A 12,710-nucleotide genomic window follows, 5' to 3' on the forward strand; every position below is an offset into this window, starting at 1 on the left:
CTATGAAAAAAAAGCCCAACATATTATTGATCTACACCGGGGGTACCATTGGTATGGTAAAGGACTATAAAACCGGTGCGCTCAAGGCCTTTAATTTTGAGGAGCTGGTAAAAAATATCCCGGAGTTAAAACAATTGGATTGTAATTTGCACGGAGTATCGTTCGAAAATCCCATAGATTCTTCCAACATGAATCCGGAATACTGGGCGGTCATTGCATCAATTATCGAGTCTCATTACGAAGAAAACGATGGGTTTGTGGTGTTGCACGGTAGCGATACCATGAGTTATTCCGCATCGGCACTCAGTTTTATGTTGGAAAATCTGGAAAAGCCGGTCATTTTCACCGGTTCCCAATTACCCATTGGGGATTTGCGCACCGATGCCAAGGAAAACCTGATAACCTCAATAGAAATAGCGGCACTTCAAAAAAAAGGCAGGCCGGTTGTGCAAGAAGTCGGATTATATTTTGAATACAAGCTCTACAGGGCCAACCGGACCACCAAAATAAATGCAGAACATTTTGAGGCATTTGATTCATTGAACTATCCGCCCTTGGTGGAATCCGGGGTGCATTTAAAGGTGAACGAGAATATTTTATTGAAGAAAACCACCAAAGGCAAGTCGTTGCAGGTGCATAAAAATATGGACAACAATGTGGCGATTTTAAAATTATTTCCGGGATTAAACCGAAAAGTACTTCATTCAGTGCTCCAAATTCCCGAATTAAAGGCGCTTATTTTGGAAACTTATGGTGCAGGAAATGCTCCAATGGACAAATGGTTTTTGTCAGAATTAAAAAAGGCTGCAGAAAAAGGATTACATATTATTAATGTAACCCAATGCTCGGGAGGCAGTGTTTTTATGGGGCATTACGAAACCAGTGAAAAACTCAAGGAGATGCAACTGGTTAATGGAAAGGATATTACGACCGAAGCTGCCATTGCCAAGGCAATGTACCTTTTGGGGACAAGGGTTCCGGACAAGTTGTTCAAGACGATTTTCGAGACACCGCTCCGTGGTGAAATGCTGTAAAATTAACGCCTCAAATTTCTATAACTAATAATTTTTTTGTTTATTGGTCGCCCTAAAAGAAACAATAGAGAGGTGGCCGAGTGGTCGAAGGCGCACGCCTGGAAAGTGTGTATACACCAAAAGTGTATCGAGGGTTCGAATCCCTTCCTCTCTGCAAGGTATTTTAGTTTTTCTATTATAAAATTTTATATCTTTAACATTATTAACTAACTAAATTTAAGTTTAAGTAAAATGAAAAAAATATCCTTTTCTCTGGCTGCTGCCGGAATGTTTGTGATGGGAACTACAACTGCATCTGCAGCAATGTTGCAAGAAGAAGCTGAAGCCAGCAAAGGTTTCACCCAAGTGTTAAAAGAGCAATTTATCCAAGGAGGTCCTGCCTTTATGGGTATCGTGTTGCTTTGTTTGATTTTGGGATTGGCCGTAGCCATCGAAAGAATTATTTATTTGAATTTAGCAACCACCAACTCCGCTAAATTGAAGCAACAAGTTGAGGATGCTTTGGCTTCAGGTGGTGTTGAGGCCGCTAAAGAGGTTTGTAGAAACACTAAAGGACCTGTTGCTTCTATCTACTATCAAGGTTTGGATAGAGTTGACGAAGGATTGGAATCCGCAGAAAAAGCCGTTGTGGCTTACGGTGGTGTACAAATGGGTCAATTGGAGAAAAACGTTTCTTGGTTGTCCTTGTTTATCGCTATTGCTCCCATGCTTGGGTTCATGGGTACGGTAATCGGTATGATTCAGGCTTTCCAGAAGATTGCTGCAGTAGGTAACTTGAGTGCCTCATTGATTGCAGGGGATATCCAGGTGGCGTTATTGACAACCGTATTCGGTTTGATCACGGCGATTATCCTACAGATTTTCTACAACTATATTATTGCTAAAATCGATAGTATCGTAAACGATATGGAAGACAGCTCAATCGCTTTGATCGATATGTTGGCTGCCCACAAGAAATAATTACGAATTAAAAACTATCGAGAATCATGAATAAAATAGTAAAAATATTACTCATCGTCATCGGATTGCTTGCGGCCGTTCTTTGGTTCTCCCTTCCGTCTGCCGATGATCCAGGAGCCATAAATAGCGGCTCAATGAACTTCATGTTCATTATCATGTACATCCTTTTGGCTATTGCAGTTGTAACTTCAGTAGTATTTGGATTTGCAAAATTGTTTTCCACAAAGGGAAGCTTAAAGAAAGCTCTTTTTGCCATTGGTGGATTGGCCATTGTAGTGGCCATATCCTACGGGCTTTCTTCAGATAACATGGCTGTGGTAGAAGCTATGTCCGAAAGAGGCGTAGAGACCACGGAAGGCACTGTGAAAAACATTGGAATGGGATTAAATGTATTTTTTATCCTTACCCTAGTAGCGGTAGTTCTAATGGTTGTACCAGGTTTGAAAAGAATGTTTGTAAAGTAAAAAGTTAATTATGCCTAGAAGAAAAGGAGCACCGGAAGTAAATGCCGGCTCCATGGCGGATATCGCGTTCCTCTTGCTTATCTTTTTCTTGGTGACCACCACCATTGAAACTGATGCAGGTTTGGATCGAATGTTACCGCCGATCGAGCCGCCAGACACAGATGTTGTTATTAAGCAGAAAAACATTTTTACTGTTAATATCAACAAGAATGGACAACTTTTGGTCGAGGATAACTTGATGGAAATTAAGGATTTAAGAAAAGCTGCTACCGCGTTTTTGGAAAACGGTGCAGACGGTACTTGTGCCTACTGTAAAGGTAGAAAAGATCCTTCCTCATCAGATAACCCGACCAAAGCCATTATCTCATTAAAAAATGACAGGGAGACCAAGTATAGTACATACATTACCGTTCAAAACGAATTGGTGGGTGCGTACAACGACCTGCGTAACCGTGAAGCAAAACGTTTGTTCGGAAGGGATTTCACCAAAATGGAAGCAGAATACCTTAATCCAGAAACCCCATCCAGCGTTAGAGATGATTTGAAAGACAAAGTGAAACGTATCCAGGATATGTTCCCACAAAAACTTTCAGAAGCAGAAACAACAACCAATTAACAACTATTTAATATGGCTAAGTTTACCAAAAAGAAGGATGGCGATTTGCCAGCGGTATCAACGGCATCGTTGCCAGATATCGTTTTCATGCTACTGTTCTTCTTTATGACCGTGACCACGATGAAAGATAGTTCTTTAATGGTTGCCAATACTCTTCCAAACGCTTCGGAAATAAAGAAGTTGGAAAAGAAAGATCGCGTGATTTATATTTATGTGGGGACACCTACGCAAGAATATCAAAAGGTATTTGGTACAGAACCAAAAATCCAATTGAATGATAAATTTGCCAATGTGGACGAAGTAGGTTCATTTATTTTGGCAGAACGTGCAAAGAAACCGCAAGAACTTCAAAACGTATTGACTACGGCTTTAAAAGTTGATAAGGAAGCAAACATGGGCCTTATCACCGACATAAAGCAACAATTGAGAGAAGTGAACGCTCTAAAAGTGAATTATACCACTTATGAGGGGGATGCTTTTAACAATCTACAGTAGGCAATAGCTTAGATTTAGTGGGAAACGCTCCAAATTTTAATTTGGGGCGTTTTTTGTTTAAATTGTTAATGTAATGCTTCGTAAAATTCTACAGATTTTTTTGGGTATGGTGCTCCTGGTGTCGTCCGTGGCCTGCAATGCCCAAACATCTACATCCAATCCACGTTATTTGGAAGACCAGTTTTATGTGGGGGTAGGGTATAATGTTTTATTTGATAAGCCCGGGAATGTATCGCAACGAAACCTCTCTTATAATCTGCAGTTTGGCTTTATTAAGGATATTCCGTTCAATGAGCGAAGAAATATTGGGATTGGTCTGGGATTGGGGTACGCCATTAATGCCTATTACTCCAACGTGATGGCTACAGAAGAGGATAATATAATTACATATGGGATTGTGGACGAGGCCGATTTTAACCGTAGTAAGCTGGGAACCCATACTATTGAATTACCATTAGAAATTAGGTGGCGTACTTCCACAGCTGAAGACTATAAGTTTTGGCGGATCTATGCAGGTGCACGTTTAGGGTATGTTTTTTCCGGTAGATCCAAATTGGTTACCGATATGGGGAATACCACCTTTAAAAATCCAGATATCGAGGAATTCCATTACGGTCTCACCCTTAGTTTTGGATACAATACCTGGAATTTACACGCTTATTATGGATTAAATAATTTACTCAAGGAGGGAACAGAGTTGGAAAATGGTGAACCTATCGATTTTAGTGTGCTCAGGGTAGGTTTAATATTTTATATCCTATAACCAGTACTTCAAAATAATCAGCTGGGAACAGCAACCCAATAAAAAGCCAATCAATAGTTCGTTCTTAGTATGTGCTCTAAGATATAGACGAGAGGTTGCTACCAAGCCTGTAAAAAGGGTGAATAAACTTATTGCTATGGTAATGTTGATCTCAAAATGAATGCTCAGTGCGATCATAAAGGTGAGAATACTTCCCATGCCCAATAAGTGCATGCTAGTCTTTAATTTAAAAAACAACAAAATCAAGGTAGCACTGGTGGCCGTAAGTAAGCCAGTAAAATAGTAAAAGAGCTCGTGTACGTAATTATTGGGGATTACCTTATAAAGTATCATTAAAAAGATGATACAGCTTATATAGAGCGGGTATTTTCGTTCCTGAACAGTAGGTAAAAAAATGGAATTGATTACCCCGAGATTTTTTAAGATCAAAAAGAAAATGATCGGGATGATCACCGTAAGTATAAAAATCGGTAGAATATTGCCGCTCTGTACTTCCAAGGTGCTGTAAGGGGCGATCATAAAATACACAATGGTTCCTCCGATAGGTACGAACAATGGATGGAACAGGTAAGAGATAATATGGAATATGTGGCGCATCAGATTTCTTTTCTTAACCGTGCCACTGGAATCCCAAGTTGTTCTCTATATTTGGCCACGGTACGCCGGGCAATTGGATACCCCCTATCCTTTAAAATGGTGGCTAGTTTCGCGTCTGTTAAAGGTTTTTTCTTCTCCTCGTCCCGAATAACGGTCTCCAAGATTTTTTTTATTTCTTTGGTGGATACATCTTCTCCCTGCTCATTTTTCATAGACTCCGAAAAGAAATCTTTGATCAATTTGGTGCCGTAGGGCGTATCCACATATTTGCTGTTGGCCACCCGGGAAACGGTAGAAACATCCATATCAATTTTATCGGCAATGTCCTTAAGGATCATGGGGCGGAGCTTTCGCTCATCACCGGTCATAAAATATTCCTTTTGATATTCCATTATGGTGCTCATGGTAACAAACAATGTCTGTTGACGTTGCTTTATGGCATCGATGAACCATTTTGCCGCATCAAGCTTTTGTTTGATGAACATTACCGTATCCTTTTGGGACTTGGACTTTTCCTTTGCATTTTTATAGCCTTCCAACATATTGCTGTAATCTTTGGACACATGGAGTTCCGGGGCATTTCGGCCGTTAAGCGAAAGTTCCAGTTCGCCATCCACAATTTTTATGGAAAAATCTGGGACAATATGTTCGATCATCCGGGTGTTGCCCGAGTAGGACCCACCTGGTTTGGGATTGAGTTTTTCTATTTCAGAAATGGCATCTTTTAACTGTTCTTCGGTAATATGATGCTTCTGTATCAATTTGGAATAATGCTTTTTCGTAAAATGATCAAAAGATTTTTCCAAAATGCTTGTTGCCAGCTCTATGGACGGTTTCTGACTTTTACGCTTTAGTTGAATGATCAAACATTCGTCCAACGATCGTGCTGCCACCCCTGGTGGGTCTAGGTCTTGTACAATCTTGAGGACTTGCTCTATCTTCTCTTCCTCTACGTAAATATTCTGAGTAAAGGCAAGGTCGTCCATAATATCGGTAAGTGGTCTTCGAATGTAGCCACTTTCATCCACGCTGCCTACTAGGAACTCGGCAATGGCCCATTCTTGATCATCTAAATAGACGGTATTGAGCTGATTGAGCAAATATTGGTTGAACGATGTGCCTGCAGCATACGGCACGCTCTTGTCATCATCTTCCGCACTATAATTATTGGCTTGTGTGCGGTAATCGGGAATCTCATCGTCACTTAGGTAATCGTCAATGTTGATTTCTTCAGTATCAATGTTTTCACTATCCGCGGAATCATCGTAAGTATCCTCATAAACATCATCCAACGCATCGGATTCTTCCTTACCGCTCTCCAATGCAGGGTTTTCCTCCAGCTCTTGCTTTAACCTTTGTTCAAATGCCTGGGTCGGCAATTGAATAAGTTTCATGAGCTGAATCTGCTGAGGAGACAGTTTTTGTGAAAGCTTAAACTGTAGATGTTGTTTTAGCATACGGATTGATGATTAGCAATCTTTCCTATGTAAAATAATAAAATCAAATTAAAACTCGGCATTCTGGGGTGTCCTTGGGTAAGGTATCACATCTCGAATGTTCCCCATTCCTGTTGCAAACTGAACCATACGCTCGAACCCAAGGCCAAAACCACTGTGGACCGCTGTGCCGAATTTTCTTAGATCCAAGTACCACCAAAGTTCTTTTTCGTCAATATCCAGTGCTTTTATTTTTTGTTGAAGTACATCCAAACGCTCTTCACGTTGGGAGCCTCCAACAATTTCGCCGATTCCAGGGAAGAGTACATCCATGGCGCGAACCGTTTTGCCATCCTCGTTCAAGCGCATATAAAATGCTTTGATGTTGGCAGGGTAATCAAAAAGAATTACTGGACATTTAAAGTGTTTTTCTACCAAAAAGCGTTCGTGTTCGCTCTGCAGATCTGCGCCCCATTCATCAATAGGGAACTGGAATTTTTTCTTTTTGTTGGGTTTGCTGTTCTTTAAAATATCGATGGCCTCCGTGTAGGACACCCTTTTAAAATTGTTCTCAACAACAAATTTTAATTTTTCGATCAGGGCCATTTCCGAACGCTCGTTTTGTGGCTTGGTCTTTTCCTCGTCCAAAAGGCGTTTTTCCAAGAATTCCAAATCATCCTGACAGTGATCCAGCACATATTGAATAATATATTTTATAAAATCCTCTGCAAGGTCCATGTTGGCATCCAGATCGTAAAAGGCCATCTCGGGCTCTATCATCCAGAATTCTGCCAAGTGGCGGGATGTGTTTGAGTTTTCCGCTCTAAAGGTGGGTCCAAAGGTGTATACCTTGCCCAAGCCCATGGCGTAGGTCTCTGCCTCTAACTGACCAGATACGGTAAGGTTGGTCTCCTTTCCAAAAAAGTCTTGGGAATAATCCACATCCCCGGCATCGTTCAAAGGTGGGTTTTTGGCATCCAAAGTAGAAACACGGAACATTTCACCTGCACCCTCGGCATCGGAACCGGTAATGATTGGGGCATGCATATAGTAAAAGCCATTTTGCTGAAAATAGCTGTGTACGGCAAAGGATAGTATAGATCTTACGCGCATTACGGCCGAAAATGTATTGGTACGTACCCTTAGGTGGGCTTTTTCGCGTAAAAACTCCAACGAATGTTTTTTTGGCTGGATAGGGTAGGTCTCCGGGTCGGCTGTACCATGCACGAATATATCCGTAACCTGGATCTCCACACTTTGTCCACGACCTTGACTTTCTTCCAGGGTTCCTGAAATTTTTAATGCAGCTCCTGTAGAAATTTGTTTGAGGATCGTATCGTCCAAATTTTCAAAATCAACTACACATTGTAGGTTATGAATGGTGGAACCATCGTTCAAGGCGATAAACCTGTTACTTCTAAATGTTTTTACCCATCCATTTACTTCAACGGAATCTCCTACGGGTTGCTTTTCCAGCAATTCTTTTATGGAATAAGACATCATTCTAAAACTATCGTAATTAAGTTGGTAAAGATAGGTTTTTGATAAAAAATGATGGCAATGGAACGGCTTAATTTATGGCCATTCCATCTACTATTTGTCCTTGAGGTTATCCTCTTCCTTTGGTAAAATGTCGATTTGAGGTTTTTTGAGCACTTGTTTATTGGCAATGCTCCTTTCTAAAGAAAGCAGAAGTGATGGCAATAAGATCAAATTGGAGAGCATAGCGAACAATAAAGTTGCCGAAACCAATCCGCCCAAGGCCTTGGTTCCCCCAAAACTTGAAATAATAAAGACCGAAAACCCGAAGAACAATACAATGGAAGTGTAGAACATACTAACACCGGTCTCACGAAGAGCTGCATACACCGACTTTTTAATGTGCCAACGATTGGCAGTGAGTTCTTGGCGGTATTTAGCCAAAAAATGAATAGTATCGTCCACTGAAATACCAAAGGCGATACTAAAAACGAGAATAGTGGATGGTTTTATGGGGACACCCAAAAAGCCCATAACACCTGCGGTGATAACCAAAGGCAATAAGTTGGGGACCAAGGATATGATTACCATTTTATACGAGCGGAACAAATAGGCCATGAACAGGGAAATAAGTCCGATCGCCAAAGCCAGGGATAATAATAGGTTTTTCACCAAATACTTGGTTCCTTTTAGGAAAAGCAGCGCCTTGCCTGTCATAAAAACATTGTACCGTTCCGATGGGAACTGTTTGGTAATGGCTTCCTGTACATCCTTTTCTATTTCCTCCATGCGGTCTATTTTAACATCGCGCATGTAGGTGGTCAAACGTGCAGTTTGCCCAGTACTGTCCACAAAACTCTGTAGGAGGTCGGTTTTTCCGGTTGACGATTTTTGAACAGTGCTCATTATAAATGTGTTCTCTTGACTGGTGGGCAGTTGATAGTATTTAGGGATGCCATTGTAAAATGCCTGTTTGGAATATTTTACCAGATCAACAATGGAAATGGGCCTAGAGAGTTCGGGAATTTCATCGATTACCGTTCCAAGTTGGTCCATACGCTTTAAAGTGGCTGGTTTTGTAACCCCATTTTTTCGTTTGGTATCCACTACAATTTCCATGGGCATTATACCATCAAACTCGGCCTCAAAAAACTGGATATCCTTATAAAAATGACTTTTCTTTGGTAGATCCTCGATCCTACTTCCTGTAATCCGCATCTGATAAATTCCGATAATGCTCAAAACCAGAACCGCTACGGTGGTAATGTACACGGCAATTCTGTGGTTTCGTACCATATTTTCCATCCAATTGACAAAAAAGTCCATCCATTTTTTGTTCAAGTGCTTTAAATGCTTGGTCTTGGGCAACGGCATAAAGCTATAAATGATAGGTATGATCAGTAGGGATAAAATAAATATTCCGATAATATTGATGGAGGCTACAATGCCAAATTCCCGTAACAATTGGCTGTCTAAAATGATGAAGGTGGCAAAACCAGATGCGGTGGTAATGTTTGTCATTAATGTGGCATTGCCGATCTTAGAGATAACCCTTTGTAGGGAGAGGGCTTGGTTGCCATGCTTTTTTACTTCTTGCTGGTATTTGTTGATCAAGAAAATACAGTTGGGAATACCGATTACAATGATCAATGGAGGTATAAGGGCCGTAAGTATGGTGATCTCATACTGCAAAAGTCCCAATATGCCAAAAGCCCACATCACACCTATGATCACAACACACATAGAGATAAATGTGGCCCTAAAGCTTCTAAAGAAAAAGAAAAAGATAATGGAGGTGACCAGAAGGGCGCCTACAATAAAAAGGCCAATTTCATCTACAATGGACTTAGTGTTCCAAGTTCTTATGTAGGGCATTCCGGAAACATGGACATTCATTTGGGTCTCTTCCTCAAAATCGTTTACCAGTGCCCCAAGGTCGTTAAGGATAAATTCGTTCCGAACGGCAGTGTTCATGATGTCCTTGTCCAGGTACACTACGGTTTGAATAGTACCTGTTTCGGGATTGTACACCAAATTGTCGTAAAATGGCAGTTCTTTGAACAAGTGGTTTTTAAGGGACTCAATTTCCTGTGCGGTTTTTGGTGGGGCCGGAATAAGCGGCTGCATTACAAAAGCCTGGGTGATGCTGTCCTTGACAAGTTCTTTCAAGTTCTCGAGAGAGATCACATAATCCACCTCTGGAAATGCGTCGAGCTGTTTGCTCAAAGTATTCCAGCGGTTAAAATTTTTAGGGGTGAACAGGGCCGGATCCTTAACGGCCAGTACAATGGCATTCCCTTCTTCTCCAAAAATTTTGGTAAAGGAATTGTACTCAATGGTAGCCGGGTGATCATCTGGAAGAATATTGGCCTCGGTGTTGGAAAAACGCATATTTTTCCACTGCATCGCCAAGAAAACAGTGAATCCGGCAACCCCCAAAAGAATGAGGATTCTATTTCGGAGAATAATTCTTGCGACCTTAGGCCAAAATCCTTTAGTGAGCTTTGCTACCATGTGGGTTTTGTTGGCCGCAAAGGTAGAAAATGATATGTTGTGTTCCTAGAAAAGACCGTAGTCAAAATTGAAGTTTTACACCTTCATGATCTCGGCTTCTTTTGCCGTTAAAATGCTATCGACTTTTTCACTGTAGGAATTGGTAAGTTCCTGAACATCGACCTCGGCATTGCTCAAAAGATCCTCGGAAATATCCAGTGCTTTAAGCTCTTTGTTGGCGTCTTGCCTTACGCTTCGGATGCTTACTTTTGCATCTTCGGCTTCGGATTTTGCCTGTTTGGTCAGTTGAACCCTTCTTTCTTCGGTCAAAGGTGGAACGTTGATGATGATCATGTCGCCATTGTTCATTGGATTGAAGCCTAAATTGGCATTCATAATGGCAGTTTCTATTTCACCAAGAAGATTTTTTTCCCAAGGTTGAACGGACAAGGTTCGCGCATCGGGAGTATTGATGTTGGAAACTTGGGAGAGCGGAGTCTGTGAACCATAGTAATCTACCATTACCGTAGATAGCATCATTGGGCTGGCTTTGCCGGCCCTAATCTTTGTCAATGCTTTTTGTAAGTGTGCGATGCTGGCATCCATGCTTTCCTTTGCACTATCAAGAATAAATTTTACTTCTTCGTCCATAATTATAAATATATAAAAACTGAATCCATTATCTGCGTTCAACTACACGTTGACCACTGTTCCAATATTTTCTCCTGAAACTATTTTCATTAAGTTACCACGTGTGTTCATGTCGAAAACAACGATGGGCAATTCGTTTTCCTGACTGAGGGTAAAGGCGGTTGTGTCCATTACTTTGAGCCCTTTGGAAAGCACCTCGTTAAAAGAGATGGAGTCGAATTTGGTAGCCGTTTTGTCCTTCTCTGGGTCAGATGTGTAAATTCCGTCCACTCGTGTACCTTTTAAGATAACATCCGCTTTGATCTCAATAGCTCTCAGTACGGCTGCGGAGTCGGTGGTAAAGTATGGATTTCCGGTTCCCCCTCCAAAAATCACCACTCTGCCTTTTTCCAAATGGCGAATAGCTCTTCTTCTGATAAAAGGTTCTGCAACCTCATTGATTTTTATGGCCGATTGTAACCTGGTCTGCACCCCTCTTAGTTCAAGGGCACTCTGCAGTGCGAGGCCGTTGATCACTGTTGCCAACATGCCCATATGGTCTCCTTGGACCCTGTCCATGCCTTGGCTAGCTCCGGCCAATCCCCGAAAAATGTTTCCCCCACCAATTACGATGGCCACTTCTACACCTTTATCGATTACTGATTTTATTTCTTCGGCATATTCATCCAATCGCTTGGCATCTATACCATATTGTTTTTCGCCCATTAGGGCTTCGCCGCTTAGCTTTAATAAAATTCTTTTGTAATGCATTAAAAGTATATTGAAGTCCGGACAAAAATAATCAAAATATTTTACGGGAAATGAAGAATTCTAGGTTTGATACCATCACAAAAAAACCGCTTCTTTTGGGAAGCGGTTTTGTATAATTATGTTGTAGGCAAATTAACCAAGTGCCACTCTTGCGAATCCTGTAACTTCCAAACTGGAGTCTACAGACTTAACATATTGGGAAACACTTTGCTTGCTGTCTTTGATAAAATCTTGGTTTACCAAGGTGTTGTCCTTAAAGAAACGCTTCAATTTACCTTGGGCGATCTTGTCCAACATTTCTTCTGGTTTGCCTTCTTGGCGCAACTGATCTTTTGCGATTTCGATTTCTTTGTCAATGATCGATTGGTCAACACCATCCTCGTTCAATGCAACAGGGTTCATAGCAGCAGCTTGCATGGCTACATCTTTTGCGGCTTCGGCGGCACCGTCAACATTGGCGGACAAACCTACCAAAGTGGCGATTTTGTTGCCAGCGTGTATGTATGAACCTACGAAAGGGGCATTCAATTTTTCAAAGCTTCCGATTTCGATTTTTTCACCGATAACCCCGGTTTGCTCAGTCAATTTATCAGCTACGGTCATTCCATCGAAGGAAGCAGCTAAGAAATCGTCTTTGCTTTCGAAACCTAGTGCGATATCGGCCAAATCGTTGGCAAGCTTTACAAAACTATCGTTCTTGGCAACAAAGTCAGTTTCGCAGTTCAATGAAATTGCAACTCCTTGATTATTGTCGCTATTTACCTTTGCAATGGCAGCACCTTCTGAAGATTCTCTATCAGCTCTTTTTGCTGCTACTTTCTGACCCTTTTTTCTAAGGATCTCTATTGCCTTATCAAAATCACCTTCTGCTTCGACCAAAGCTTTTTTGCAATCCATCATTCCAGCTCCGGTGGTCTTTCTTAATTTATTTACCTCTGCGGCGGTAATCTTTGCCATTTTCTTTTCTTTTTA

The 12,710-nt window shown here is 41.2% G+C and carries 13 protein-coding genes and 1 tRNA gene; 7 read left to right on the forward strand and 7 right to left on the reverse strand.

What is annotated here, in order from left to right; translation table 11 throughout:
* The first annotated feature begins 2 nt into the window (after positions 1 to 2).
* The 7 genes from MJO53_RS09530 to MJO53_RS09560 all read left to right on the forward strand — a co-directional run bounded on the left by MJO53_RS09530 (position 3) and on the right by MJO53_RS09560 (position 4,332).
* On the forward strand, positions 3 to 1,034 hold the full coding sequence (locus MJO53_RS09530; protein ID WP_252078915.1) for an asparaginase: 1,032 nt from the start codon (positions 3 to 5) through the stop codon (positions 1,032 to 1,034).
* 66 nt (positions 1,035 to 1,100) lie between these two features.
* A tRNA-Ser gene (locus MJO53_RS09535) sits at positions 1,101 to 1,188 on the forward strand.
* A 77-nt stretch (positions 1,189 to 1,265) separates the two neighbouring features.
* Complete coding sequence (locus tag MJO53_RS09540) at positions 1,266 to 1,994, forward strand: MotA/TolQ/ExbB proton channel family protein (protein ID WP_224835525.1); 729 nt, start codon at positions 1,266 to 1,268, stop codon at positions 1,992 to 1,994.
* Positions 1,995 to 2,020: 26 nt separating this feature from the next.
* Positions 2,021 to 2,458 (forward strand): hypothetical protein, encoded by a 438-nt coding sequence (locus MJO53_RS09545; protein WP_224835524.1) that lies wholly within the window; start codon positions 2,021 to 2,023, stop codon positions 2,456 to 2,458.
* A 10-nt stretch (positions 2,459 to 2,468) separates the two neighbouring features.
* The gene (locus tag MJO53_RS09550; RefSeq protein WP_252078916.1) at positions 2,469 to 3,074 is read left to right on the forward strand and encodes an ExbD/TolR family protein; all 606 of its coding nucleotides are present in this window, start codon (positions 2,469 to 2,471) and stop codon (positions 3,072 to 3,074) included.
* A gap of 12 nt (positions 3,075 to 3,086) precedes the next feature.
* Positions 3,087 to 3,569, forward strand: coding sequence for an ExbD/TolR family protein (locus MJO53_RS09555; RefSeq protein WP_224835522.1), 483 nt, complete (start codon positions 3,087 to 3,089; stop codon positions 3,567 to 3,569).
* A gap of 73 nt (positions 3,570 to 3,642) precedes the next feature.
* On the forward strand, positions 3,643 to 4,332 hold the full coding sequence (locus MJO53_RS09560) for a porin family protein (protein WP_252078917.1): 690 nt from the start codon (positions 3,643 to 3,645) through the stop codon (positions 4,330 to 4,332).
* On the opposite strand, the gene MJO53_RS09565 is transcribed toward MJO53_RS09560, so the two are convergent.
* From MJO53_RS09565 to tsf, 7 genes are all read right to left on the reverse strand, one after another.
* Positions 4,327 to 4,929: a hypothetical protein gene (locus tag MJO53_RS09565; protein ID WP_252078918.1), complete on the reverse strand. Its 603-nt coding sequence runs from the start codon at positions 4,927 to 4,929 to the stop codon at positions 4,327 to 4,329. The genes MJO53_RS09560 and MJO53_RS09565 overlap by 6 nt on opposite strands.
* A complete protein-coding gene (rpoN, locus tag MJO53_RS09570; protein WP_224835519.1) occupies positions 4,929 to 6,386 on the reverse strand; it encodes an RNA polymerase factor sigma-54 in 1,458 nt (485 codons plus the stop codon). Before rpoN ends, MJO53_RS09565 begins: the two co-directional genes overlap by 1 nt.
* A gap of 48 nt (positions 6,387 to 6,434) precedes the next feature.
* Positions 6,435 to 7,868, reverse strand: a complete 1,434-nt coding sequence (gene asnS / locus MJO53_RS09575) for an asparagine--tRNA ligase (protein WP_252078919.1) — start codon at positions 7,866 to 7,868, stop codon at positions 6,435 to 6,437.
* A gap of 90 nt (positions 7,869 to 7,958) precedes the next feature.
* The gene (locus MJO53_RS09580; RefSeq protein ID WP_252078920.1) at positions 7,959 to 10,358 is read right to left on the reverse strand and encodes an efflux RND transporter permease subunit; all 2,400 of its coding nucleotides are present in this window, start codon (positions 10,356 to 10,358) and stop codon (positions 7,959 to 7,961) included.
* Between the two features lie 75 nt (positions 10,359 to 10,433).
* Positions 10,434 to 10,988, reverse strand: a complete 555-nt coding sequence (frr, locus tag MJO53_RS09585) for a ribosome recycling factor (protein WP_224835516.1) — start codon at positions 10,986 to 10,988, stop codon at positions 10,434 to 10,436.
* A 42-nt stretch (positions 10,989 to 11,030) separates the two neighbouring features.
* Positions 11,031 to 11,738 carry a UMP kinase gene (pyrH, locus tag MJO53_RS09590; RefSeq protein WP_224835515.1) on the reverse strand — a complete coding sequence of 236 codons (708 nt, stop codon included), beginning with the start codon at positions 11,736 to 11,738 and terminating at the stop codon, positions 11,031 to 11,033.
* Between the two features lie 132 nt (positions 11,739 to 11,870).
* Positions 11,871 to 12,695, reverse strand: a complete 825-nt coding sequence (gene tsf / locus MJO53_RS09595) for a translation elongation factor Ts (protein WP_252078921.1) — start codon at positions 12,693 to 12,695, stop codon at positions 11,871 to 11,873.
* Positions 12,696 to 12,710 lie beyond the last annotated feature (15 nt).

Source organism: Flagellimonas marinaquae (assembly GCF_023716465.1).
Taxonomy (GTDB): Bacteria; Bacteroidota; Bacteroidia; order Flavobacteriales; family Flavobacteriaceae; genus Flagellimonas; species Flagellimonas alginolytica.

What these genes read in the sequence shown, in the direction of transcription:
- MJO53_RS09530 (WP_252078915.1), top strand. Translation starts at nt 3, where the DNA reads ATGAAAAAAAAGCCCAACATATTATTGATCTACACCGGGGGTACCATT.
- MJO53_RS09540 (WP_224835525.1), top strand. Translation starts at nt 1,266, where the DNA reads ATGAAAAAAATATCCTTTTCTCTGGCTGCTGCCGGAATGTTTGTGATG.
- MJO53_RS09545 (WP_224835524.1), top strand. Translation starts at nt 2,021, where the DNA reads ATGAATAAAATAGTAAAAATATTACTCATCGTCATCGGATTGCTTGCG.
- MJO53_RS09550 (WP_252078916.1), top strand. Translation starts at nt 2,469, where the DNA reads ATGCCTAGAAGAAAAGGAGCACCGGAAGTAAATGCCGGCTCCATGGCG.
- MJO53_RS09555 (WP_224835522.1), top strand. Translation starts at nt 3,087, where the DNA reads ATGGCTAAGTTTACCAAAAAGAAGGATGGCGATTTGCCAGCGGTATCA.
- MJO53_RS09560 (WP_252078917.1), top strand. Translation starts at nt 3,643, where the DNA reads ATGCTTCGTAAAATTCTACAGATTTTTTTGGGTATGGTGCTCCTGGTG.
- MJO53_RS09565 (WP_252078918.1), bottom strand. Translation starts at nt 4,929, where the DNA reads ATGCGCCACATATTCCATATTATCTCTTACCTGTTCCATCCATTGTTC.
- rpoN (WP_224835519.1), bottom strand. Translation starts at nt 6,386, where the DNA reads ATGCTAAAACAACATCTACAGTTTAAGCTTTCACAAAAACTGTCTCCT.
- asnS (WP_252078919.1), bottom strand. Translation starts at nt 7,868, where the DNA reads ATGATGTCTTATTCCATAAAAGAATTGCTGGAAAAGCAACCCGTAGGA.
- MJO53_RS09580 (WP_252078920.1), bottom strand. Translation starts at nt 10,358, where the DNA reads ATGGTAGCAAAGCTCACTAAAGGATTTTGGCCTAAGGTCGCAAGAATT.
- frr (WP_224835516.1), bottom strand. Translation starts at nt 10,988, where the DNA reads ATGGACGAAGAAGTAAAATTTATTCTTGATAGTGCAAAGGAAAGCATG.
- pyrH (WP_224835515.1), bottom strand. Translation starts at nt 11,738, where the DNA reads ATGCATTACAAAAGAATTTTATTAAAGCTAAGCGGCGAAGCCCTAATG.
- tsf (WP_252078921.1), bottom strand. Translation starts at nt 12,695, where the DNA reads ATGGCAAAGATTACCGCCGCAGAGGTAAATAAATTAAGAAAGACCACC.